Source organism: Microbispora cellulosiformans (assembly GCF_008728085.1).
GTDB lineage: Bacteria > Actinomycetota > Actinomycetes > Streptosporangiales > Streptosporangiaceae > Microbispora > Microbispora amethystogenes.
On the sequence record NZ_VYTZ01000008.1, the window covers coordinates 48,591 to 69,826 of the forward strand.

Consider the following 21,236-nt stretch of genomic DNA (forward strand, 5'->3'; position numbering starts at 1 on the left):
GGCGCGTTCAAAGGGCCGAGGCGTCAGCGCCTACGGGCAGGTGGCGGGGCAGGCGGACTGACACGACGTCCCGCAGCCGTCGTCGGTCATTCGGATGAGCTTGTCCGCCGCCGGACCGGACTCGACGATCGAGACGTCCAGGTCCCACTCCCCGAAGTCCTCCTCCCCGGCCTGCGTAGCCGGTGCGTTCTCGATCTGAATGGACATGAGAACCTCCTTGGTGGTGGTGCAGGGTCCCCGGTTCTCCCTGTTGGGAGCCGGGCGCTTCAGAGCCAGGAGACGACGACGACTCCGTGCCGTTTCCTGATCAGCCCTCGGGAAGGGAGGGCCGTTCGGGCGGCCTTCGGGACGTACTGAATGCGCGCGGCGCCGCGGCGCCGGTGGTCGCTCGCCCACCGCCGTAGCAGTTCCACGTACTCCGCCGCGACGGCCTCGGCTTCGGGGCCGTGAGCGAAGACCCCGCTCTCGAAACCGCCGGTCTCCTCGTTCGGCCGCTTCGTCCGGTAGGCGAAACTGCCGCCACGGATCAGGGCAAGAACGCCCCTCGTCACCGACGGAGCGAAACGCCCCTGTGCGACCAGTTCCTCGCTCGCGTGCAGCATGGCGACCTGCGGCATGTTGGTGAGGAGGAACAGCTCAAGCTCGTCGGGCAGGTCGAAGGCCGCCCCTGACCAGCGTTCCAGCCTGGGGGAGTCCAGTGCCTGCCGCAGCGCCTCGATGTCGAACCGCTGCGGCTCTTCATCGACCCGCAGCGCAACTCCTTCGGCGAGCGGCACGACGTGCTCGCTGAACGAACCGGACCCCTGCATCGGCACGAAGCCCGACAGGCAGTAGCTGCGGCTCACCAGGACGTCGCCGCTGGGCTCGAAGGCGATCGTGCGGGTCAGCCCTTTCATTCGCAACGGGACGACGATCCTGCCGGCTTCGGAGAGCTGGTCGACCCAGGCTGGGGGGATGTCCCAGGCTCCGGCCGTGACGATGATCCGGTCGTACGGCGCTTCCTCCGGCATGCCGTTCTCGGCGTCGGCCAGCACCACCTCGACACGGTCGTAGCCGGCTGCCTTGAGGCAGTTGCGAGCGCGCTCGACGATGTCGGGGTCGATGTCGACCGAGACGACCTTTCCCTCCGCGCCGACGAGCTCCTGAATCAGAGCGGCGTTGTAACCACCCGAGCCGACCTCCAGGACCCGCATGCCGGGTTCGATCTCGGCCTGCTCCAACATCACCGCCTGGATGTGGGCGGCCGACAGAGAGCTCAGCGCCAGGCCGCTCGCGTCCCGCTTGATCACCAGGGCGCTGTTCGCGGCGTACGCAGCCTCCAGCGGCTCCCCCACAGCGAACAGGTGCCTGGGTACGGTGGCGAGGACCGCGGCCACGGGCTCGGATGTGACCGCGTCCATCTCGCGCAGCTCGCGCACCATCGCGGCCCGCAGCGAGGCTGCAATATCGGCCGCGTCCATGTGCGGTGTAGTCATCAGCGCTTCCTTCGGAGGTTGACGGGGCGGCGGGGTCGCCGCCTCGGTGATCGTGGTCCCTCGGCAGAGGCCGTGTGGCCTCCTCGTCAAACTTTGCGGTCGTATACGGCCGGTCTTGTGGGGTTGCCAGTACGAGCTGACTTCGCGTCGTCAGCGGCCCGGCCCAGGCGTTGCATGCGGTACGTCCTGGGCCAGGCCGGATGCTCGACGGTGCGGGAGTCGGGGGCCGCCCCTGTGGGCGAGGGGCACTCGACCACGCCGCCGAGGGCTATGAGGTGGAGATCCGGCTCGTCGGTGCTTGGCTGGATATCGACGCGATGTCGACGTTCACGCCGGCGAACTCCCAGCCAGTGCTGGTCAGCTCCTGCACGCGCAGGTCACACCACTGCGTCGGGAGGTCGTCCATGAAGGCGGCTTCGTCATGGAGTACGTCGTCGCCCTGTGTCCATCGTTCATGTGCGCCGGTATCGGCGATGCTCAGCCGGTATTCCTGCGGTTGGCCGTCGGCTCCCACTCGTCGGAACCTCAGGGTCGTGGTGGCACCCGCCCGGGGTGGCCAGATGCCCTTCAGGCACAGCACAAGCCATAGCAGCGACACGGTCACCCGATCCGTACCGCGTGAAGGCCGACGTGCCCACGGAGTTCCCGGTAGCGTTGGGCGATCTTGGCGGCCGCCTGTGCGGTCTCGTGCAGGAGAATGACGGTTATCTTCGGCTTGCCGTCCGTGCCGAGCTCTCCAGTGCTCCAGGAGATCTTCCCCGCACGGAACCAGACGGACACGTCGCCGAGGCGGAGCAGCGCGACCCCTCGATACGTACGGATCTGCCCACCACGGATGTTGTGCGTGGCCGAGAGGTGGGCGTCTACCTGCCGAGCGGCGGACTCTTCACGACTCGGTGGTCTCGAGGCGGTCAGGTATGTCATGTGGTTCTCCTGGACAGGAACGGGTGGGTGAGGCGGGGACTTCGGGGGCGTCGGCTCCTGGCGTGCCGCCGGTGTTCCGGCCGACTTCGGCGAGGACGCGTTCGATGCGATCGGCCGCTGTGGGGATGTCGTCGACAGCGGCGATGAGCGTCGGCCACGGGAACCAGTAGTGCCAGGCTCCGTCCGAATCGGGCTTGGCGAGAACCTGCTCCGTAAGCGCCGGAGCTGCGGGGTTCATCACCTGCAGTTGGGGGATGCGATTGAGAGGGGTGACGATCCGGGTGGAGAAGTTCCGGCTTCGCAGCTCCTCAGCAAGCGTCTCCAGGGGTTCCGTCGCGGGGTGGGATGTTGACATAGACGATCTCCGGATGCACGTGTCAGCCAGGGGCAGGCTTTGCTCCCGTCAGGTCGGGGGGCGGATGGCGACGGGCCGGGGGAGCCCGCCGCGAGGACAGCAGGAGCGGCGCCTCGCCGTTCTCGTCCAGTAGCGAGCTGCTGTGCATGCTGTCCATGACCGATAGCCAACCGCTCGGGAACGGCGTCCGGGAGCGCTCAGCGGCTCTGCATCTGTGCAAACCCCTGTGCATTCCGATTTGCTCGTCACCATGGCCTTACTGCAGGGATGGAGCCCCAACTACGCTGCGGCGTATGGGCCGTCAGTCCAACGCTCGGACTCGCCGACGTCATCGAGCAGGCCGGTGTCTCTCACCTCGACTTGGTCGGCCGCTTCAGTCGAGTGGTGCGGTGAATCGATGGCCGGCGCGTGAAGACCGAGCGAAGGAAAGCACTTGATGCGTCAGCCCCTGCTGTTCGCTGATATCGCTATCGAGGCTGCCGGTGAGGCTGCGCGGCATGCTGGCGTTGGCGATCAGGATCCGGAAATTCTGCGTATCGGGGACCGCGCCGTGTTGCGGCTGGCCGAGGGGCGCATCATCGCCCGCGTTGCCAGGAGCCTTGATCGGCTGGATTCGTCTCGCCGTGAGGTCGAGGTCGCTCGGTGGCTGACGGATGAAGGGCTCACGGTTACTCGGCCCTTGGAGGGTGAGCAACCGTGCATCGCAGCCGGAACGGTGGTGTCTCTGTGGCACGCGGTGGAGGGCGATTGGACTGTCCCGGCTGACCTCGCCGTGGTGTTGCGACGCCTACACGCCCTCCGGCCTCCGCCCGACCTCACGTTGCCCGAGCTGGAGCCATTCGAGCGACTGGGTGAGCAAATAGAGTCCGCACCTGCGCTGACGGCAGCTGATCGGCTGACATTGCGGACGCTGATGCGTACTCTGCGCGAGGAGCTTGCCGATGTGACTTACGAGCTGCCGCGAGCGGTGATCCACGGTGACGCCAACATCGGCAACGTGCTGAAGACAGCCTCCGGTGAGGTGGTGCTGTTCGACCTGGAAGGGTTGTGCTGGGGGCCGCCCGAATGGGATCTGGCGATCACGGCGGTCTACCGGGATCTGGGGTGGCACACCGACGCCGAGTACGAGCGGTTCTGCGAGGTTTACGGATTCGACGTGACGCGACTGCCTCGCTACCAGGTGCTGCGCACGATCCGGGAACTGCGCATGACCTGCTGGCTGGCGCAGAAGGCCGGCGACAGCGAGGACATCGCTGCTGAGGTGCGCCGCAGGATCGCCGACCTGAGGGAGCCGGACAGGCCGCGGCACTGGCACCCTCACTGACGTGGACGGAGACGAGGATGGCATGCGATCCGAGGTCAGTTTGGCCCAGCTGGGCAACGAACTCGCCCAGCTCACCAACCTGTCGGCTATCCCGGCCCTGTCCGAGAAAGAAGTGCAGGCACTCGAAGGCGTCGTGGGGGCACCTCTACCAGAGGAGTTCCGCTCGTTCCTGCTCCAGTTCGGACCCGGCGTCCGGCCTGGCCCGGTGCTCAATCTGGAGTGGATCACCGACGAAACTCTGCGCGAGCAGCAAATGTTCGCGGAGGAACCGGAATCCGCAGTCTCCGTATTAGCTTCTTTCCCGATCAGTCGCGCCCACGTGTCCCGCCTGCCACAGCTCGCGGCCGAGGGCACCAAACCCATCCTCTGGTTCGATAAGCCGATGCCCGGGACCATGTTCCTCTGTGGCCACGGCTGCACGTGGATCAGCATGCTGGCGATGAACGGTGACCTTGCCGGCACGGTGTGGATGACGGAGATCGGCTGGGCCGAGAACATGTACTGGTGGCCGTCCGCACCTTGGCTCAATCACGATCGGTGGGGCTTCCCGCACAGCGGATGGACGGAGCCGGTGCCCTTCCTCGACTGGTACTCCAGATGGACTCGAAGTCTCCAGCACTAACTTCTGTGCTCAGCAGCGATAGAGCGGAAAAAGTCGGTCTGTAGGCCGGGTTCCAATTCCGCACACTCCTTACCTGCGGCGAAATGTCCTACTTCAGGAGCTACCTGCGGGACACTTCCGTTCGTTTCATCGCTTGCCAGCGTTTCTCGACCGCATGTGCCCCGGTATTCCCTCTCCCGCTTCCCTTCTCTCCTTACTGTCTGCGTCACTCTCATGGTCTCCAGGTTCTTCGGCGTTGTGGTGCCGCTCGTGGCCTACAACCCGTTCACCTCTTGGGGAGAGAGATCGCTTGACGTCCTTGGAGCACGGGCCGGGCCTGTTCAGTGAAGTCGATGACCGATGGATGGTCGCTGTGCGATCTCATGCGGTTGTGCAGGTCACGAAGGTACGTGGTACAGCGGATCGACGCGGTTTCTTGGATCCGGGGCAGGACCCGTACGGCGATGTGGCATGCCTGTTCCACATCACCCTGATCGACGAGGCTGGTGGCGAGCACGATCCGCGAGAAGATCCGGCTGCGTGCGTAGCCTCCTGCGGCCGGACTGGCCTCGGCAACTGACAGGCAGCGGGTGGCCTGGCGGTATGACTCCCTGGCGTCACCCAGGTCCCGGAAGCAGTGCGCGTGCTCGTCCGCCAGCTCGGACTCGTCGAAGTACGCGATCCACTCCGGCTCCTCACCAGGCCTGTGCTCGTTGAACGCCCGCGCGGCGGTATCGAGAGCCTTGAGGCACTCTCCGGCTCCGTCGGGGAGGTTGGCGGCGGCGCGGGCTTCCATCGCGGCGAACTGCGCTCTGAGCAGTGCCGGAGCTCGACCTTTCAGATCTCGCTGCGCGGCGCGAGCAAGATGGAGAGCCTCGCGGTATTCCCCTAGGTAAGTGGCCTGATGGGACATCGCCGAAAGCACACTGGCGCCGAGCATCCTGTCGTCCGCATGATGGGCCAGAGAAAGCGCCTGCAGGAAGTAGCGGCGGGCGAGACCGTGCCAGCCGCTGTCGTAGGCCATCCAGGCCACAGACAGGCAGAACTCGGCAACCGCGCTGAACAGCGACCGCCCGACGGCCGAGGCGTACGTGCCGTTCAGCAGCGGGACGATCTGGTCCAGCAGGTATTGAAGGGCGGCCGAGCGAGCGTGCGCACCACCGAAACGGTTGTCCAGATCGGCGAACATGGCCGTGGTGGAGCGGATTGCTTCGACGTCGCTCATCCCCACCCTGCGACCCGCCGATCCATCCGGAAGCTGGGCCGGACTGGACAGCAGCCATCCGAAGGCCGCTTGCGTGAGGGCCCCTACATCCACCGTGCTTCGCAGGAATTCTCGCCGCTGCGCGTCAGCGGTGACCAACTGAGCCAACGTGTCGACGAGATCGGCGGGGACATCAGAGAAGTTGAGCCCGATCTCGGGTGAGACAGTGGTGCCCTCCAGCCCGATGTCCGCCAGGGTGACCCGGCGACCGAGCTTGCGGCTGAGTGCTTCAGCGATCAGAGCAGCGGTGATACCTCGCGGCTTCTGGCCTTCGATCCACCGTGCGATCTGCGTATGCGAGGGCCGCACAGGCACGCGCCATTCCTTGGCGACCTGGCCGATGCGGCTGGCCAGGCCGAGGTGGGAGACACCGGCCTGGTCGACGACGTCGGCGAGCCGGGCGTTGGGCTGACGCTCCATATAGCGCAGCGTAGTTGCGCGCCGCCTCTGCGGTAAGGCCATGACGGTGAGCAGGGCGGAATGCACAGGGGTTTGCACAGATGCAGACCCAGTGAGCGCTCCCATCTGCTGTGGTGCGGCGATGTCTACGGCGTGATCTCCTTGACTTCAGCAACGCGGGCTGAGGGCCGAGGTTCAATCGGGTGCCAGAGCGGGTGATCTTTAGGGCTGCCTGGGGTTGCTAACGGTTACGTGATCGGGTTCAAACCACTAACGCCACGCTAACGAACGATCAAGGGCCTGATCGCTGTCTCCAGCGATCAGGCCCTTGACCTGCAATTTCCGAGTCGGGGTGGCGGGATTTGAACCCACGGCCTCTTCGTCCCGAACGAAGCGCGCTGCCAAGCTGCGCTACACCCCGGTCGCTTGGACTTTTCGTCCTGCGCCTCGGCAAGTCTAGCGGACTTTGCGGCCGCTTGTGCCATCAGACGCGACCGGCCGGCGGGGGACGAGGGTCAGGAGGGTCGCCTCGGGTGGGCAGGCGAAACGCGCGGGCGCGTACGGGGAGGTGCCGAGGCCGGCCGAGACGTGCAGCCAGGAGCTCTCGTGCCTGCTCAGCCCCTTGACGCGGGCGCGGTCGATGCCGCAGTTGGTGACCAGGGCGCCGTAGAACGGGATGCAGAGCTGGCCGCCGTGGGTGTGGCCGGCCAGGAGCAGTTGGTACCCGTCCTCGGCGAAGCGCGACATGTTGCGCGGCTCGGGCGAGTGCATGACGCCCAGCCGCAGGTCGGCGTCGGAGGGGGCCGGTCCGGCGATCTCGTCGTAGCGGTCCCGGTCGATGTGTGAGTCGTCGATCCCGCCGACGTGGACGTCGAGGTCGGCCACCTTCAGGCGGGCCGTCGTGTTGTTCATGTCCAGCCAGCCGGCCTCCCGCATCGCGGCGCCCAGCTCCTCCCAGGGCAGGCTCGGCACGTGCTGCTCGGAGTCTCCCTTCGACGTACGCCAGAGGTAGCGCACAGGGTTCTTCGGCCGGGGGGCGTAGAGGTCGTTGGAGCCGTAGACGAACAGGCCCGGCCGGTCGAGCAGCGGATCCACGGCACGCATGTACGCCTCGACCGCGTCGGGGTGCGCCAGCGTGTCGCCGGTGTTCACGACGAGATCGGGGTTGAGCGACGCCAACGACCGAACCCACCTGATCAGCCGGTCGCGACGGGGGGTGAGATGCAGGTCGGAGATCTGCAGGATCCGGACCGGCCGCTGCCCGGGAGCGAGAACGGGGACGTCGAACCGGCGCAGCCGGAACCAGTTCCGCTCGATCACGGCGGCGTAACCGGCACCGGCGACGCCGAGGCCGAGCACTGACAGGGGAATCGCGGCGGCTTTCCTCACACAGCCATGATGCCCGACCTTCGCGCCGCCTCCCGCATAACCTGGCGAAGACCGGGCCCCCGGCACGGCAAGATGGGACGCATGAGTGCGTTGAAGGACAAGCTGAAGGCCGACCTCGCGGCCTCGATGAAGGCTCGTGACGAGGTGCGCCTCCGGACGATCCGGATGGCGCTGGCGGCGGTGAACGTCGAGGAGGTCGCCGGCAAGGAGGCCCGCGAGCTCAGCGACGACGAGGTGGTCAAGATCCTGACCCGCGAGGCCAAGAAGCGCCGCGAGGCCTCCGAGGCGTTCGCGGGCGCCGGCCGGGCCGAGCAGGCGCAGGCGGAGCTGGACGAGCAGGCGGTGCTGGAGGAGTACCTTCCCGCCCAGCTCAGCGATGACGAGCTGAACGCGCTCGTCGACGAGGCGATCGCGGAGAGCGGCGCGCAGGGCCCCAAGGCGATGGGTCAGGTCATGAAGGTCCTGAACCCGAAGGTCGCGGGCCGGGCCGAGGGCGGCCGCGTCGCCCAGGCCGTACGCGCCCGTCTCTCCGCCTGACCACCGGGACGCCGGGACCGGTGGCCTCCGCCGGAGTGTCCTGGAGACTGGAGTGTCTTGGGAGGCCGGAGGGCCCCTGTACGCCGATGGGCCACGCCTCGGACAGAGGAGCGGCCCACCGGAGGGGACGCCGGTCGAGGGCCTCCATCGGAGGCCTCGACCGGCCGAGCCTCAGTTGAAGGGGTCGAACGGCTGGTTTCCGAACGGCCGGTCGCCCGGCCCGCGGCCACCGCCACGGCCGCCGTCCCCGCCACCGGGGCCACCGCCGTGGCCGCCGCCGAAGCCGCCCGGCTCCGGCTTGGGCTTGGGCGGCGGCGCGCACTGGTGGGCGCAGCCGCCGAACCGCGACATGTCCGGCTTGGTGAACGACGACGGATCCACACCCTTGAGCGCCGACAGGAACGTCGCCTTCCAGATCGGGCCGGGGATGGTGGCGCCGAAGACCGAGCTGTACGTCCGGCCTCCCATCACCTGGCCGGGGAGCGGATACCGCATCGGGCCGCGCGGGTCGCCGAGGCTGACCGCGCCCGCGAGGTCGGGAGTGAAGCCGGCGAACCAGACGGTGCGGGACTGGTCGCCGGTGCCGGTCTTGCCCGCGGCGTCCCGGCCGATGCCGCCGACGCCCGACATGGTGCCCTTGGTGAACACGCCCGACAGGATGTGGGTGACCGCGTCCGCGACCTCGGTCTCGATGGCCTGCTTGCAGGACGGCTTGAACGAGGTCACCTTGTTGAAGCGGTCGGTGATCTCGGTGATAGCCATGGGCTTGCAGTACTTGCCGCGCGCCCCGATGGCCGCGTAGGCGCTGGCGACGGTCACCGGGTCCATCTCGTTGAAGCCGAGCGTGAACGTCTGGAACTCGCGCAGCTTGTCGCCGTCGGCCCGCTTGATGCCGAGGTCCTTGGCGGTCTTGACGACGTCACAGAGCCCGACGCGCTGCTCCAGGGCCATGAAGAAGGTGTTGACCGACTTCCAGGTGCCCGACTGCAGGGTCAGGAACCCGCCGCTGCCGCCCTCGGAGTTGTGCTGGATGCCCCGGGGGTCGCCAACGAGGTTCCCGTCGCAGTCCTTGAAGGCCGAAGGGCCGCTCGCCTGGAAGGTCGCGCCGGTGTTGATGCCGTCGTTGAACTTGTAGCCCTCCTTCAGCGCGGTGATCAGCGTGAAGACCTTGAACGTCGATCCCGCCTGGAAGCCGGCGCCGCCGCCGTGCAGCGCGTCGGCCACGACGTTGATCGACATCTCGTTCTTCTTCTTGCTGGTGCCGAACTTCCGGCTGGCGGCCATCGCCTTGATGGCGCCCGTGCCCGGCTCGACGAGCGCCTCGGAGGCGACCGGCTTGTCGGAGGGGTGGACGTACTTCTTGATCGCCTTCTCGGCGGCCTTCTGCATCTTCCGGCTCAGGGTGGTCCTGATCGTCAGGCCCCCTCGTGCCAGGAAGTCCTGCCGGGCCTTCTTGGACTTGCCGAACTGCGCGTCGTTGAGGATCTCGTTGCGCACGTAGAGGCAGAAGTACGGGTAGTCGCTCTCCTCGCAGCCGCCGGGGATCTCCTTGTCCTTCCACCCCAGCTTCTTCTTCTTGGCCGCGTCGCGCTCGGCCTCTGTGACGATCTTCAACTCGGCCATCCGGTCGAGCACCACGTTGCGCCGGGCCATCAGCCTGTCGCGGAACGTCTTGCCCCGGTTGGGGTCGGTGGCGTTCGGGTCCTGTACGGCTCCCGCCAGCGTCGCGGCCTGGGCCAGGTTGAGCTCGGAGGCGTGCTTGCCGAAGAAGCGCTTGGAGGCGGCCTCGACGCCGTACGCGCTGGCGCCGAAGTAGGCGATGTTGAGATACCGGTTGAGGATCTCGTCCTTGCTGTACTTCTGCTCCATCGTCATCGCGTACCGGATCTCGTTGAGCTTGCGCCCCACGGTCGGCGCGACGGCGGCGGCCTTCTCCTCGTCGGTCTCCGCCTTGTTGAACAGCACCTGCTTCACGTACTGCTGGGTGATGGACGAGCCGCCCTGGGTCACCCCGCCCGTGGTGATGTTCTTCACCAGTGCGCGGGTGGTGCCCTCGAGGTCGAGCGGGCCGTGCTCGTAGAAGCGGAAGTCCTCGATCGCCACGATCGCCTTCCGCATGATCGGAGCGATGCGGTCCATCGGGACCGACTCCCGGTTCTCGAAGTAGAACTGGGCGATCTGCTTGCCGTCCGCGTCGAGGAGCACGGTCTTCTCGGGGAGCGGAGGTTCGTCGAGCACGGCCGGCTTGAGGCTCAGGGTCTCGATGCCGGACTTGACCGAAACGCCCGCCCCGCCCACGGCGGGTAGTGCAATCGCCGCCGCCAGCACGCCCGCGACTCCCGCCGCGCCCACGAGGCGCAGGACGGCGGCTGACCGAGATGCCAGTGTTTTACCGTGAGCTTGCACGGAACCTAGGGTACGTCCGTTTGGTGCCTCACCAGGCATCGGCCTCACGGCTCCGCATTACCCGCGGCAGGGGGGACTAGTCATTCCCGGCCACATGGCCTGACTTGACCATGCACGAATTTGGTCCCCCCGGGGTATGTCGCGTCGATCGTTTCGTTGCGTACGTTCTCCTCTGCGGCTACTGCAATACAGGAGGCCCGACGCCCGCGCCCGTCGGCCGAAACAACGACTGACCACCTAAGGGGAGTGGGGTCGAACATGTGGATCACGGATTGGACCTCCCGTGCCGCCTGCCGAGGTGCGGATCCTGACGCGCTTTTCGTGCAAGGCGCCGCCCAGAACCGGGCGAAACTCATCTGCCGTGGATGCCCCGTCCGTACCGAATGCCTCGCCGATGCGCTGGACAACCGCATCGAGTTCGGGGTTTGGGGCGGGATGACGGAGCGGGAACGCCGCGCGCTGCTCAGGCGCCGGCCCGATGTGGAGTCATGGCGGGACCTGCTCGAGTCCGCCAAGGAAGAGTACGAGCGGACCAACGAGTTGATCGCCGGCTGACCGGCGGCCGGTCCCTCCCCGAGGAGGGCCGGACGTCACGACGCGAGGAGCTGCCCGATCTGGCGAAGTCCCGCCAGATCGTGCACGTCCTCCGGCATCGCGGGCACCTGCGCGATCGGCACCGTGGGATGGGCCGACGTGAAGTGCTCCCGCTGGCGCTGCTCCCGTGCGGCGAGCTGCATCCTTCCGGCGTGCAGCCGCAGTACGGCCGCGGTCAGCTCGTGCTCGCCCCGGGCCTCCAGGTCCTCGGCGGCGGCGGAGCTGCGGGCCGCGGACAGCGAGGGCGCCAGCGAGCGGTGCACCCGGTTGACGACGAGCCCGGCCAGCGGCATGCGCTCCTCGGCCAGCCGCTCGACGAAGTAGGACGCCTCGCGCATCGCGTCGCGCTCGGGCGCGGCGACGACGAGGAAGGCGGTGCCGGGCGCCTGGAGCAGCCGGTACGTCTGGTCGGCCCGCTGGCGGAAGCCGCCGAACACGGCGTCGAGCGCGGTGACGAACAGCTGGATGTCCCGGAGCACCTGGGCCCCGATCACCTTCGTCAGGATGCCGGCGACCACCCCGAAGCCCGCGTTGAGCAGCTTGAACGCGCTGCGCCCGCCTGCCTTGGCGGGCGCCGTGAGGATGCGGATGAGCCGCCCGTCGAGGAACCGGCCGAGCCGTTCCGGCGCGTCGAGGAAGTCGAGCGCCGACCGCGAGGGCGGGGTGTCCACCACGATCAGGTCCCACTCGTTCGAGCGGCGGAGCTGGCCGAGCTTCTCCATGGCCATGTACTCCTGCGTGCCGGAGAAGCTGGACGACAGCGACTGGTAGAAGGGGTTCGTCAGGATCTGCTGGGCCCGCTCCGGATCGGCGTGCGCCTCGATGATCTCGTCGAACGTCCGCTTCATGTCGAGCATCATCGCGTGCAGCTCGCCGCCGGTCTCCCCGCCGCCGTCGGCGCCGTCGACCCGCCTGGGCGTGTTGTCGAGCTCGGTCAGGCCCATGGCCTGGGCCAGCCGCCGGGCGGGGTCGACGGTCAGGACGACCACGGAGCGGCCGCGCTCGGCGGCGCGCAGCCCGAGGGCCGCGGCTGTCGTGGTCTTGCCGACGCCGCCGGAGCCGCAGCACACGATGATCCGGGTGTCCGGGTCGTCCAGAATCGCGTCGATGTCCAGCGCGGGCGCCGTCCTGGTCACAGCTCAGCCTCTCACTCGATGGGCACGAAATCGGCCGCCAGCTGGTCGGGTCGGGTCGGCAGGGTTCATGCGGCGCCCTGGGTGCGCAGGGCGTCGGCCAGCTCGTAGAGCCCGGCGAGGTCGGCGCCGTCGGGCAGCAGCGGCAGGTCGTACCGCGGCGTTCCGGCCTCCTCCAGCTCCGCGCGCTCCCGTTTCTCCAGCTCCGCGCGCAGGGCGTGCTCGGCGACCTCCGCGGCGAGCGCCTCGGCGACGGCCGAGGCGCCGGCGGTGGCGTCGGCCAGCCCCGCGGCCTTCAGGCCGAGCGCGATCTCGGCGGAGTCGAACCGGCCCTTGGCGGCGGCCTTCAGCGCCCGCTCGGGCAGCAGGGCCGGGCGCACCATGTTGACGAACACGCCGCCGACCGGCAGCCCGGTCTCCCGGAGTTCCGCGACGCCGTCCAGCGTCTCCTGGACGGGCATCTCCTCCAGAAGCGTCACGAAGTGGACCGCCGTCTCCGGGGAGGCGAGGACACCCCTCACCAGGTCGGCGTGGTGCTTGATCGGGCCGACCCGGGCCAGCCCGGCGACCTCCTGCGTCACGTTCAGAAAGCGGGAGATGCGGCCGGTCGGCGGCGCGTCCATGACGACCGCGTCGTACGCCCTCCGGCCCAGCTTGTCGCGGCGCCGTACGGCCTCGCTGGTCTTGCCGGTGACCAGGACGTCGCGCAGGCCGGGGGCGATCGTGGTGGCGAAGTCGACCACGCCGATGCGGGTCAGCGCCTTGCCCACCCGCCTGATGCCGTAGAACATCTCCAGGTATTCGAGCATCGCCTCTTCGGGGTCGATGGCGAGCGCGTACACGTCACCGCCGCCGGGCGCCACCGCGATCTTGCGTTCCTCGTACGGCAGCGGAGGGAGATCGAACGCCTGGGCGATGCCCTGCCGTCCCTCGACCTCGACGAGCAGGACCTTGCGCCCGCCCGCCGCGAGGGCCAGCGCGAGCGCCGCGGCGACCGTCGTCTTCCCGGTGCCGCCCTTGCCGCTCACCACGTGCAGGCGCACGCCGTCCCAGTCGGTGTCGCGGGTCTCCCCGCCGCCTCCGCCGCGCCTGCTGGTCGGCTGACTCACCGTGCCTCCTCCGGCCGGCCGGCGAGATCGCCTCCGCGGATCGTCGCGCGGTAGTTCCCGTCGGCGTGCCTGCTCCACTCGCCCACGTGAGGAAGGCTACCCAAGGCTCACCTGCCGATTCGCGCCGGTCGTCCCCGAGCGCGGAGAGGCTGTGCCTCGATAGCCTTTGCCCATGACCAAGTGGGAATACGTCACGGTGCCGCTGCTCACCCATGCCACGAAGCAGATCCTGGACAACTGGGGTGAAGACGGGTGGGAACTCGTCTCCGTCATCCCGGGGCCAAACCCGGAGCAACTGGTCGCCTACATGAAGCGGCCAAAGTGATGGCCACTCCGGAGGAGCGCCTCGCCGATCTCGGGATCGAGCTGCCCGAGGTCGTGCCTCCGCTGGCCGCGTACGTGCCGGCCGTGCGGACGGGCGGCCATGTGTACACCTCGGGCCAGCTGCCGCTGGTGAAGGGCGAGCTGAGCGCCACCGGCAAGGTCGGGGCCGAGGTCTCGCCCGAGGAGGCGAAGGAACAGGCGCGGATCTGCGCCGTCAACGCGCTGGCGGCCATCAGGTCCCTTGTCGGCGATCTGTCGCAGGTCGTACGGATCGTGAAGGTGGTCGGGTTCGTCGCCAGCGCTCCCGGTTTCACCGGGCAGCCGCAGGTCGTCAACGGCGCGAGCGAACTGCTCGGCGAGGTGTTCGGCGAGGCGGGTGTGCACGCGCGGAGCGCGGTCGGCGTGGCGGTCCTGCCGCTCGACGCGGCCGTGGAGGTGGAGGTAATCGCGGAGGTCCGCTGACCGCGGTGCCAAAGACCCGTCGTTTGCGGTCACGGGACGGCGTACGGGAGCATGGGGCCGGTCGAACCGATCCTTGTTCTGGTGGGAGGGTTCCATGGGGGTTCCGCTGCCGGATCGTCTCGGCGAGCGGGCGCGGGAGATCCTGGCCGGCCGCCTGGCTCCCGTCCCGGCCCGTGACGCGGCCACGGTGGTGCTGCTCCGCGACGACCCCCTTGAGGTGTATCTCCTCAGGCGGCAGGCGACGATGGCCTTCGCGGCGGGCGCGTACGTGTTCCCCGGCGGGTCGGTCGACCCCAGGGACGCCGACCAGGCCGTGGCCTGGGCCGGTCCCTCGCCCGCCGAGTGGGGTGAGGTCCTCCGGACCGGCGAGAGCACGGCGCGCGGCCTCGTCTGCGCCGCCGTACGGGAGACGTTCGAGGAGTCGGGCGTGCTCCTCGCCGGCCCGGGCCCGGGGACCGTGGTGACCGACACCACCGGCGACGACTGGGAGGCCGACCGCCTCGCGCTGATCGCGCGCACGCTGTCGTTCGCGGAGTTCCTCGACCGGCGGGGGCTGGTGCTGCGGTCCGACCTGCTCAAGGCGTGGGGGCACTGGATCACCCCGGTCATGGAGACCCGGCGGTTCGACACCCGCTTCTTCGTGGCCGCGCTGCCGTCCGGGCAGCGTACGCGTGACGTGGGCGGTGAGGCGTCCGAGGTGGCCTGGATGCGGCCCGGGGACGCCCTGGCCGCCGCGCGGGAGCACACGGCGTTCCTGATGCCGCCGACCTTCCGGACGTTGACCGAGATGGCCGCTTTCGAGACGATCGGCGATGTGCTGTCCTGTTCGCGGTCGATCACGACGATCGTGCCCGCCCCTGCCGAGGTGGACGGCCGGATGGTGCTGGTGATCCCCGAGGAGATCCCAGTGGAGATTTCCGAGGCCGGGAGGGCGGGCGCGTGAGCGGCCTGCGCATCCCCCTGGACGGCGCGCAGGGCCCGGACGGCGCGGGCACGGCGACCGCCGTGAACGTGCTCGCGCCCAATCCGTCGCCGATGACCCTCGACGGCACCAACACCTGGATCGTCGGCGGGGCGGACGCCGTGCTGGTCGTCGATCCCGGGCCGGACGACGAGGCGCATCTGCGGCGGGTCGCCGAGCGGGTGGACGGCCGCCGGGTGACGGCCGTACTGCTGACGCACGGGCACGCCGACCACAGCGAGGGGGCGGGCCCGCTCGCGCGCCTGCTCGGCGCTCCGGTGCGGGCGCTCGACCCCCGGCACCGCCTGGGCGAGGAGGGCCTGGACGACGGCGACGTCGTCACGGCGGGCGACGTGGAGGTCAGGGTCGTCGCCACGCCGGGGCACTCGTTCGACTCGCTGTGCTTCTGGCTGCCCGGCGACCGGGCGATGCTCACCGGAGACACCGTCCTCGGCCGGGGGACGACGATGATAGCCCCCGACGGGGACCTCGGTGACTACCTTCGCAGCCTCGACAGGCTCAGGCAGGGCGCGGAGATGCTGGAGGCCACCGCGCTGCTGCCCGGCCACGGCCCCGTCCTGCCCGATCCCGCCGCGGTCCTGAACGCGTACGTCGTGCACCGCCGGATGAGGCTGGAGCAGGTCCGCGAGGCGATCCGCAGGGGCGCCAGGGACGCGCGGGAGATCGTCGAGATGATGTACGCCGATGTGGACCCGTCGCTGTGGCCGGCCGCGGAGATGTCGGTCGCGGCCCAGCTCGACTATCTCAAGACCACCCTCTAGCGAGAGCGGTTGAAGAGCCGCTCCCTGTCCATGATCACGACGGCCTTGGCCTCGATGCGCAGCCAGCCGCGCTGGGCGAAGTCGGCCAGCGCCTTGTTGACCGTCTCGCGCGAGGCGCCCACGAGCTGGGCCAGCTCCTCCTGCGTGAGGTCGTGGTGCACCCGGATGCCGTCGTCGGTCTTGTGGCCGAAGCGGTCGGCGAGGTCGAGAAGCTGTTTGGCGACCCGGCCGGGCACGTCGGTGAAGACGAGGTCGGCGAGCACGTCGTTGGTGCGGCGCAGCCGCTGCGCGAGGGCGCGCAGCAGGTGGAGGGCGACCTCCGGCCGTCCGGTCAGCCACGGGCGGAGGTCGTCGTGGCCGAGCCCGGCGAGCCGGACGTCGGTCAGCGCGATCGCCGAGGCGGTGCGGGGGCGGGGATCGAAGAGCGACAGCTCGCCGAACATCTCGCCCGGGCCGAGCACGCTGAGCAGGTTCTCCCGGCCGTCGGGCGCCGTGCGCGCCAGCTTGATCTTGCCTTCGAGCACCACGTAGAGCCGGTCGCCCGTCTCGTTCTCACTGAAGAGGGTGCGCCCCTTGGGCAGCTCCACCTCGGTGATACTCGTCCGGAGCGCCGCGGCGCTCTCGCGGTCGAGCGCGGAGAACAGCGGCGCCTTGCTCAGTACTTCCTCGGTGCTCACGGTGCCTCCTTGCTGCGGGCGCGCTCGGTCGCCGGCTCCGTGCTAGCCATTGTGACCCACACCCTTCCCGGCGCATTACGGGGTGTCCTCTTGCGTCGTACGAGCGCCGGCCCCGGCTCGCAGTCGTGTGCGTCGCGCCTGGCGAAACTAGACAATCTTCGCGAAACCTATCCTGACGCCCATCCCGCGCTCGACCGGCTCGGGCGGCCGGTCGTCCCCCTACGGGCACAGTGTATTGCGCTGCGTACGGACAAATTGGCAAATACAGGCTGCATATGCGGCATGTATGACAAGGCGGTCGACGCAGCGGGACGGGAGGTGGGCGGTCGCCGGAGGCCCTACGCTTGCGGCATGGCGACGAACCCGGCCGCGAGCACGGCTGTCCCGCGACGGCGCCGACGCGAGGCCGAGACCCGCCTGGGCCTGGTGCGCCGGGCGCGGCGGATCAACCGGATCCTGGCCGAGACCTACCCCGACGCCCACTGTGAGCTGGACTTCGGCGATCCGCTGGAGCTGCTGGTCGCCACGATCCTGTCGGCGCAGTGCACCGACAAGAGGGTCAACATGGTCACGCCGGTGCTCTTCGCCAAGTACCGGACGGCGGCCGACTACGCGGGCGCCGACCGCGCGGAGCTCGAAGAGATCATCAAGTCGACCGGGTTCTTCCGGGCCAAGGCCAACAGCATCATCGGGATGGCGCAGGCCCTCTGCGAGAGCCACGAGGGGGAGGTCCCCGGCAGGCTCGCCGACCTGGTCAAGCTGCCCGGCGTGGGCCGCAAGACCGCGAACGTCGTGCTCGGCAACGCCTTCGACGTGCCCGGCATCACCGTCGACACGCACTTCCAGCGGCTGACGCGACGGTTCGGCTGGACGGCCGAGACCGATCCGGTCAAGATCGAGCACGAGGTCGGGGAGCTGATCCCCAAGTCGGAGTGGACCATGCTGTCCCACCGGCTGATCTGGCACGGCCGGCGCATCTGCCACGCTCGCAGGCCCGCATGCGGCGCGTGCCCCCTCGCCGCGCTCTGCCCGTCGTACGGCACCGGCCCCACCGATCCGGAGGAGGCCCGCAAGCTGGTCAGGACGGGCCCGTTCTCCTGACGTTTCCCGGCGCCGATGGCGGGGAGTCCGGTGACGGCGCGTCCCCGGTGGTGCGTCGGCGGTACCTAGGCGGTGAGGCGACGGTGCGCCCGCGGTGCGCCGGCGGGAAGTTCGCGCCCGCGCCGATGGTTGTACGGCACACCCGGCCGGCGCGCGTCCGCGTGGCCGGTCGCCCCGACGATGTGCCCGACGATGTGGAGGTGGTCGTGGTGGAGGTCGCGGTGGATGGGGTCGCGGCTCCCGACTGGCTGAGCCGGCTCGCCGCGAAGGCCGCGCACAGCCCTGTCCCCACCGCGCTGCGGCCGCCCGCGAACGGCGCCGGTCGCTCGGCGGCGGTCCTGCTGCTGTTCGGCGAGGGGCCGCAGGGCCCGGACATTCTGCTCATCCAGCGCAGTTCGAAGGGCAGGGTGCACGCCGGGCAGCCCGCGTTCCCCGGTGGCGGCGTCGATCCCGGCGACGGCGGCCCGGTCGGCGCGGCCCTGCGGGAGGCCGGGGAGGAGACCGGCCTCGACCCCGCCGGCGTCGAGGTCGTCGGCACCATGCCCGAGCTCTACATCTGGCACAGCGACAACCGGGTGACGCCGGTGCTCGGCTGGTGGCACACGCCGTGCGCCGTGCACGCGGCCTCTCCCGACGAGGTCGAGACCGTCGAGCGGGTTCCGATCGCGGAGCTGGTGGACCCCGCCAACCGGCTGCGGTTGCGGCACCCGCGCGGAGTGGTCCCGTCCGTGGCGTTCCGCGTGCGCGGCCTGCTCGTGTGGGGCTTCACCGCCGGTGTGCTCGACGGCGTGCTGACCGCGGCGGGTTTCGAACGGCCGTGGGACCGTTCACGGATCGAGGACCTGCCCCCCGAGGTCGTCGACCTGTCCGCGCGACGCTGAGCTTCGCTTCGCGGGCGCGGCGTTCGGCGCCAGGCCGTTCAGGGACAGGCCGAGCGCGGCCCAGTCGGCGACGTCCTCGTCCGCATCGGCCGCCAGGCGGCGCAGCGCCGCCAGTCCGGCGGCGTCGGGCGGGTCGCCCATGACGTGCGGAAGGGCGTAGGCCGCGCCGTACCTGACCGTGGGGTGCCCGTGCCCCGCGAGGTCGATCACGGACGGCAGCGCGCGCCCGTCGCGCAGGTGACCGAAGGCGATCAGCACGGAGTAGAGCACCCTCGGGTCGTCCTCGTCCGCCGCCAGCGCGCGGAGCACGGGCAGCGTGCGCTCCCTGAACGGATGGTCCCGGCCGAGTTCGCCGAGGACGTCGGCCCCCAGCACCCGCTCCGCCGGGTCCGCGCTCGCGCACAGCCGCCGGGCGACGGCGAAGGTCTCCGGGTCGCCGCGCGCCAGCAGCTTTGTGATCATCCGCCACCTGACCGGCCCGTCCGGGTCCGTGTCGGCGAGCGCGAGCCTGATCAGCTCGCGCGCGGGCTCCGCGCCGCCGTCGCGGTCCCCAGCCGCGGGTGGCCGTTCCGATACCCCCATGGCGTCACGATATCGATGAGACTCCAGGGACGCCCGCACGACGAAAGGCGTGGCTGGATACCGTGGTAGCTGTGAGCGGCGATCTTCTGGATCTCATCCTGATCGGCCTGGTTGTGGCCTTCGCGGTGTCCGGCTATCGGCAGGGTTTCATCATCGGGGCCTTCAGCTTCATCGGATTCGTCGGTGGCGCCGTTCTGGGGATGTTCATCGCACCGCCGCTGGCCGGGGCGATCGTGAGCGGCGACACCGAGCGGGCGCTGCTGGCGATCGTGATCGTCTTCCTGGCCGCGACCATCGGGCAGTTCGCGTCATCGACCATCGGCGCCGTGGCCCGCAGCCACGTCACCTGGGAGCCCGCCCGGATGGTCGACGCGTTCGGCGGGTCGGTGGCCAGCGGGTTGTCGGTCCTGGTCATCGCCTGGCTCATCGGCTCGCTCATGGTCTCGATGAGCTTCGCGCTCATCAAGGAGCAGATCAACGGCTCGCTGGTGCTGCAGACCGTCGACGAGGCCATCCCGGACGGCGTACGGGCCCTGCAGAAGCCGTTCAGGGACTTCGTGGAGACCTCCGACTGGCCGCAGGTCATCACCTCCATCGGCGGCCAGAACGTGGCGCCGCCTGACCAGGCCCTGATCAATGCCAGCCCCTCCCTGGTCCGCGCCCGCCGGGCGATCGTCAAGGTGCAGGGCACCGCGCCGAGTTGCCGCAAGCGCATCGAGGGGACGGGATTCGTCTACGCCCGGCAGCGGATCATGACCAACGCCCACGTCGTCGCCGGGGTCACCGAAGGGCTGCGGGTGACCGACTTCCGGGGTGACCAGCACGACGCCCGGGTGGTCCTGTACAACCCCGAGCGCGACATCGCGGTGCTGTTCGTCCCCGACCTCCAGATCGGCACACTGCGCTTCGACACGGTCGCCAGAAGGGGCGACAGCGCGATCATCGCCGGATATCCGAAGGACCAGGGCTTCACCCCGCTCGCCGCGCGGATCAGGGTCAAGCAGCGCGCCGAGATGTACGACATCTACAACAAGCGGAAGGTCGAGCGCGAGGTCTACGCCATCCGGGGCAAGGTGCAGCCGGGCAACTCGGGCGGGCCGCTGCTGAGCCCGGACGGCAAGGTGTTCGGTGTGATCTTCGCCGCCGCGACCGACACGCCGGAGACGGGCTTCGCCATGACGGCCGAGGAGGTCCTGCCCGACGCCCAGGACGGCACCCACGCGGTCGGCCCGGTGAGCACCGAGGGCTGCGACTGAGCCCCTCACCCCCACCACGCTCGCCACCCCTGCGTTCGCCACCCCCGCCCTGCTCAGCACCCCCCGCGTCCGAGACCCCGCCGCGCTCACCGCCCGCCGCGAGAGGCCGTCCATGGACGGAGGAGGGCCGTCGTTTGACGCCGCGCGGGAGGGGCGGCCGTGTCAGGCGCGCAGGGGCCGGGCGGGCCGGGCCTTCAGAACGCTGCCGGGGTCAGGAGGGCGCGGACGGCGGAGATGGCGGTGCCGGCGTCGGCGCCCCCCTCGTCGATCGCGGTCGTGATCGCGTCGGCCTGTACGGCGAGCGCCCGCAGGTCCAGGCCGAAGGGCCGGGTCGACCCGTACGCGCCGAGACGGGCGGAGCCACGGGTCAGCAAGGCGGCGGCGCCGGAGAGGTTGCCGCGCTGGAGGTGCGTGAGACCGACGCAGATCTGGGCCAGCCCCTGCCACAGTTCGCGTTCCTCGTCGGGGCCGGTCTTCCAGCGGGCCTCCAGCACCTCGTGCGCGTGGAACGGGCGTCCGTCGGCGAGCAGGCTCCGGGCCTGCTCCAGCGCCTCCTCCGGGCCGGGGGCGTAGTCGTCGGGCACGCGGGGAACCCCTTCGGCCCCCCGGGGCAGTGGCCTGCCGTACTCGTCACGAGGGCGTGCGTTGCGGGGACGTCCCGCTTCGTCACGGTCACGCATGGTCTCTCCTAGGGCGCGTG

23 protein-coding genes and 1 tRNA gene are annotated in these 21,236 nt (G+C 69.7%); 11 read left to right on the top strand and 13 right to left on the bottom strand.

The genetic code is table 11. From position 1 onward, the window contains the following. Nucleotides 1–30: 30 nt before the first annotated feature. The 4 genes from F5972_RS22705 to F5972_RS22720 form a co-directional block, all read right to left on the bottom strand. The gene (locus F5972_RS22705; RefSeq protein ID WP_150935661.1) at nt 31–207 is read right to left on the bottom strand and encodes an FxLD family lanthipeptide; all 177 of its coding nucleotides are present in this window, start codon (nt 205–207) and stop codon (nt 31–33) included. Nucleotides 208–266: 59 nt separating this feature from the next. Then, complete coding sequence (fxlM, locus tag F5972_RS22710; protein ID WP_150935663.1) at nt 267–1,475, bottom strand: methyltransferase, FxLD system; 1,209 nt, start codon at nt 1,473–1,475, stop codon at nt 267–269. 268 nt (nt 1,476–1,743) lie between these two features. Next, the gene (locus tag F5972_RS22715) at nt 1,744–1,989 is read right to left on the bottom strand and encodes a hypothetical protein (RefSeq protein ID WP_150935665.1); all 246 of its coding nucleotides are present in this window, start codon (nt 1,987–1,989) and stop codon (nt 1,744–1,746) included. Nucleotides 1,990–2,075: 86 nt separating this feature from the next. Next, on the bottom strand, nt 2,076–2,399 hold the full coding sequence (locus F5972_RS22720; protein ID WP_150935667.1) for a hypothetical protein: 324 nt from the start codon (nt 2,397–2,399) through the stop codon (nt 2,076–2,078). Nucleotides 2,400–3,190: 791 nt separating this feature from the next. Here F5972_RS22720 and F5972_RS22730 point away from each other — a divergent pair. Both F5972_RS22730 and F5972_RS22735 read left to right on the top strand, forming a co-directional pair. Then, a complete protein-coding gene (locus tag F5972_RS22730; protein WP_225311750.1) occupies nt 3,191–4,078 on the top strand; it encodes a phosphotransferase family protein in 888 nt (295 codons plus the stop codon). A 1-nt stretch (nt 4,079) separates the two neighbouring features. After that, nucleotides 4,080–4,700 carry an SMI1/KNR4 family protein gene (locus tag F5972_RS22735; protein ID WP_150935669.1) on the top strand — a complete coding sequence of 207 codons (621 nt, stop codon included), beginning with the start codon at nt 4,080–4,082 and terminating at the stop codon, nt 4,698–4,700. Nucleotides 4,701–4,965: 265 nt separating this feature from the next. On the opposite strand, the gene F5972_RS22740 is transcribed toward F5972_RS22735, so the two are convergent. The 3 genes from F5972_RS22740 to F5972_RS22750 form a co-directional block, all read right to left on the bottom strand. Continuing rightward, nucleotides 4,966–6,363, bottom strand: a complete 1,398-nt coding sequence (locus F5972_RS22740) for a hypothetical protein (RefSeq protein WP_150935671.1) — start codon at nt 6,361–6,363, stop codon at nt 4,966–4,968. A 326-nt stretch (nt 6,364–6,689) separates the two neighbouring features. Beyond that, nucleotides 6,690–6,763, bottom strand: a tRNA-Pro gene (locus F5972_RS22745). A gap of 35 nt (nt 6,764–6,798) precedes the next feature. Further along, a complete protein-coding gene (locus tag F5972_RS22750; RefSeq protein WP_150935673.1) occupies nt 6,799–7,731 on the bottom strand; it encodes a metallophosphoesterase in 933 nt (310 codons plus the stop codon). A gap of 81 nt (nt 7,732–7,812) precedes the next feature. On the opposite strand from F5972_RS22750, the gene F5972_RS22755 reads away from it, so the two are divergent. Next, entirely contained in the window at nt 7,813–8,268 is a 456-nt protein-coding gene (locus tag F5972_RS22755; protein WP_111700472.1) for a GatB/YqeY domain-containing protein, read from the top strand. Nucleotides 8,269–8,439: 171 nt separating this feature from the next. Here the strand turns inward: F5972_RS22755 and F5972_RS22760 are convergent, their stop codons facing one another. After that, nucleotides 8,440–10,620: a transglycosylase domain-containing protein gene (locus F5972_RS22760; protein WP_318527622.1), complete on the bottom strand. Its 2,181-nt coding sequence runs from the start codon at nt 10,618–10,620 to the stop codon at nt 8,440–8,442. Nucleotides 10,621–10,932: 312 nt separating this feature from the next. Here F5972_RS22760 and F5972_RS22765 point away from each other — a divergent pair, with 312 nt between their 5' ends. Further along, nucleotides 10,933–11,229, top strand: coding sequence for a WhiB family transcriptional regulator (locus tag F5972_RS22765; RefSeq protein WP_030506755.1), 297 nt, complete (start codon nt 10,933–10,935; stop codon nt 11,227–11,229). Nucleotides 11,230–11,264: 35 nt separating this feature from the next. Here F5972_RS22765 and F5972_RS22770 read toward each other — a convergent pair whose 3' ends face one another. Both F5972_RS22770 and F5972_RS22775 read right to left on the bottom strand, forming a co-directional pair. Then, nucleotides 11,265–12,404 carry an ArsA family ATPase gene (locus F5972_RS22770; protein ID WP_150935678.1) on the bottom strand — a complete coding sequence of 380 codons (1,140 nt, stop codon included), beginning with the start codon at nt 12,402–12,404 and terminating at the stop codon, nt 11,265–11,267. Nucleotides 12,405–12,469: 65 nt separating this feature from the next. Further along, a complete protein-coding gene (locus tag F5972_RS22775; RefSeq protein ID WP_150935680.1) occupies nt 12,470–13,510 on the bottom strand; it encodes an ArsA-related P-loop ATPase in 1,041 nt (346 codons plus the stop codon). 172 nt (nt 13,511–13,682) lie between these two features. On the opposite strand from F5972_RS22775, the gene F5972_RS22780 reads away from it, so the two are divergent. The 4 genes from F5972_RS22780 (at nt 13,683) to F5972_RS22795 (ending at nt 16,039) form a co-directional block, all read left to right on the top strand. After that, nucleotides 13,683–13,835 (top strand): DUF4177 domain-containing protein, encoded by a 153-nt coding sequence (locus tag F5972_RS22780; RefSeq protein WP_076440089.1) that lies wholly within the window; start codon nt 13,683–13,685, stop codon nt 13,833–13,835. Next, on the top strand, nt 13,835–14,296 hold the full coding sequence (locus F5972_RS22785) for a RidA family protein (protein ID WP_150935682.1): 462 nt from the start codon (nt 13,835–13,837) through the stop codon (nt 14,294–14,296). The genes F5972_RS22780 and F5972_RS22785 overlap by 1 nt, the downstream gene beginning before the upstream one ends. A 94-nt stretch (nt 14,297–14,390) precedes the next feature. Beyond that, entirely contained in the window at nt 14,391–15,239 is an 849-nt protein-coding gene (locus F5972_RS22790; RefSeq protein ID WP_150935683.1) for an NUDIX hydrolase, read from the top strand. After that, a complete protein-coding gene (locus tag F5972_RS22795) occupies nt 15,236–16,039 on the top strand; it encodes an MBL fold metallo-hydrolase (RefSeq protein ID WP_191910273.1) in 804 nt (267 codons plus the stop codon). Before F5972_RS22790 ends, F5972_RS22795 begins: the two co-directional genes overlap by 4 nt. Here F5972_RS22795 and F5972_RS22800 read toward each other — a convergent pair. Further along, nucleotides 16,036–16,716, bottom strand: a complete 681-nt coding sequence (locus tag F5972_RS22800) for a Crp/Fnr family transcriptional regulator (protein ID WP_111700476.1) — start codon at nt 16,714–16,716, stop codon at nt 16,036–16,038. The genes F5972_RS22795 and F5972_RS22800 overlap by 4 nt on opposite strands. A 351-nt stretch (nt 16,717–17,067) precedes the next feature. Here F5972_RS22800 and nth point away from each other — a divergent pair, with 351 nt between their 5' ends. Then, the gene (gene nth, locus F5972_RS22805; RefSeq protein ID WP_150935685.1) at nt 17,068–17,817 is read left to right on the top strand and encodes an endonuclease III; all 750 of its coding nucleotides are present in this window, start codon (nt 17,068–17,070) and stop codon (nt 17,815–17,817) included. Between the two features lie 182 nt (nt 17,818–17,999). Further along, nucleotides 18,000–18,698, top strand: a complete 699-nt coding sequence (locus F5972_RS22810) for an NUDIX hydrolase (protein ID WP_225311752.1) — start codon at nt 18,000–18,002, stop codon at nt 18,696–18,698. Here F5972_RS22810 and F5972_RS22815 read toward each other — a convergent pair. Then, a complete protein-coding gene (locus tag F5972_RS22815; protein WP_150935687.1) occupies nt 18,645–19,280 on the bottom strand; it encodes a HEAT repeat domain-containing protein in 636 nt (211 codons plus the stop codon). The two genes, F5972_RS22810 and F5972_RS22815, sit on opposite strands and share 54 nt — an antisense overlap. A 71-nt stretch (nt 19,281–19,351) precedes the next feature. Here F5972_RS22815 and F5972_RS22820 point away from each other — a divergent pair, with 71 nt between their 5' ends. Further along, nucleotides 19,352–20,536 carry a MarP family serine protease gene (locus tag F5972_RS22820; protein WP_150935689.1) on the top strand — a complete coding sequence of 395 codons (1,185 nt, stop codon included), beginning with the start codon at nt 19,352–19,354 and terminating at the stop codon, nt 20,534–20,536. A 194-nt stretch (nt 20,537–20,730) separates the two neighbouring features. Here the strand turns inward: F5972_RS22820 and F5972_RS22825 are convergent, their stop codons facing one another. Next, a complete protein-coding gene (locus tag F5972_RS22825) occupies nt 20,731–21,216 on the bottom strand; it encodes a DUF309 domain-containing protein (protein WP_150935691.1) in 486 nt (161 codons plus the stop codon). Nucleotides 21,217–21,236 lie beyond the last annotated feature (20 nt).

Excerpts from the sequence above, each read along its gene's own strand:
- F5972_RS22705 (WP_150935661.1), bottom strand. The coding sequence starts at position 207 with ATGTCCATTCAGATCGAGAACGCACCGGCTACGCAGGCCGGGGAGGAG.
- fxlM (WP_150935663.1), bottom strand. The coding sequence starts at position 1,475 with ATGACTACACCGCACATGGACGCGGCCGATATTGCAGCCTCGCTGCGG.
- F5972_RS22720 (WP_150935667.1), bottom strand. The coding sequence starts at position 2,399 with ATGACATACCTGACCGCCTCGAGACCACCGAGTCGTGAAGAGTCCGCC.
- F5972_RS22730 (WP_225311750.1), top strand. The coding sequence starts at position 3,191 with ATGCGTCAGCCCCTGCTGTTCGCTGATATCGCTATCGAGGCTGCCGGT.
- F5972_RS22740 (WP_150935671.1), bottom strand. The coding sequence starts at position 6,363 with ATGGAGCGTCAGCCCAACGCCCGGCTCGCCGACGTCGTCGACCAGGCC.
- F5972_RS22755 (WP_111700472.1), top strand. The coding sequence starts at position 7,813 with ATGAGTGCGTTGAAGGACAAGCTGAAGGCCGACCTCGCGGCCTCGATG.
- F5972_RS22765 (WP_030506755.1), top strand. The coding sequence starts at position 10,933 with ATGTGGATCACGGATTGGACCTCCCGTGCCGCCTGCCGAGGTGCGGAT.
- F5972_RS22780 (WP_076440089.1), top strand. The coding sequence starts at position 13,683 with ATGACCAAGTGGGAATACGTCACGGTGCCGCTGCTCACCCATGCCACG.
- F5972_RS22785 (WP_150935682.1), top strand. The coding sequence starts at position 13,835 with ATGGCCACTCCGGAGGAGCGCCTCGCCGATCTCGGGATCGAGCTGCCC.
- F5972_RS22790 (WP_150935683.1), top strand. The coding sequence starts at position 14,391 with ATGGGGGTTCCGCTGCCGGATCGTCTCGGCGAGCGGGCGCGGGAGATC.
- nth (WP_150935685.1), top strand. The coding sequence starts at position 17,068 with ATGGCGACGAACCCGGCCGCGAGCACGGCTGTCCCGCGACGGCGCCGA.
- F5972_RS22815 (WP_150935687.1), bottom strand. The coding sequence starts at position 19,280 with ATGGGGGTATCGGAACGGCCACCCGCGGCTGGGGACCGCGACGGCGGC.
- F5972_RS22825 (WP_150935691.1), bottom strand. The coding sequence starts at position 21,216 with ATGCGTGACCGTGACGAAGCGGGACGTCCCCGCAACGCACGCCCTCGT.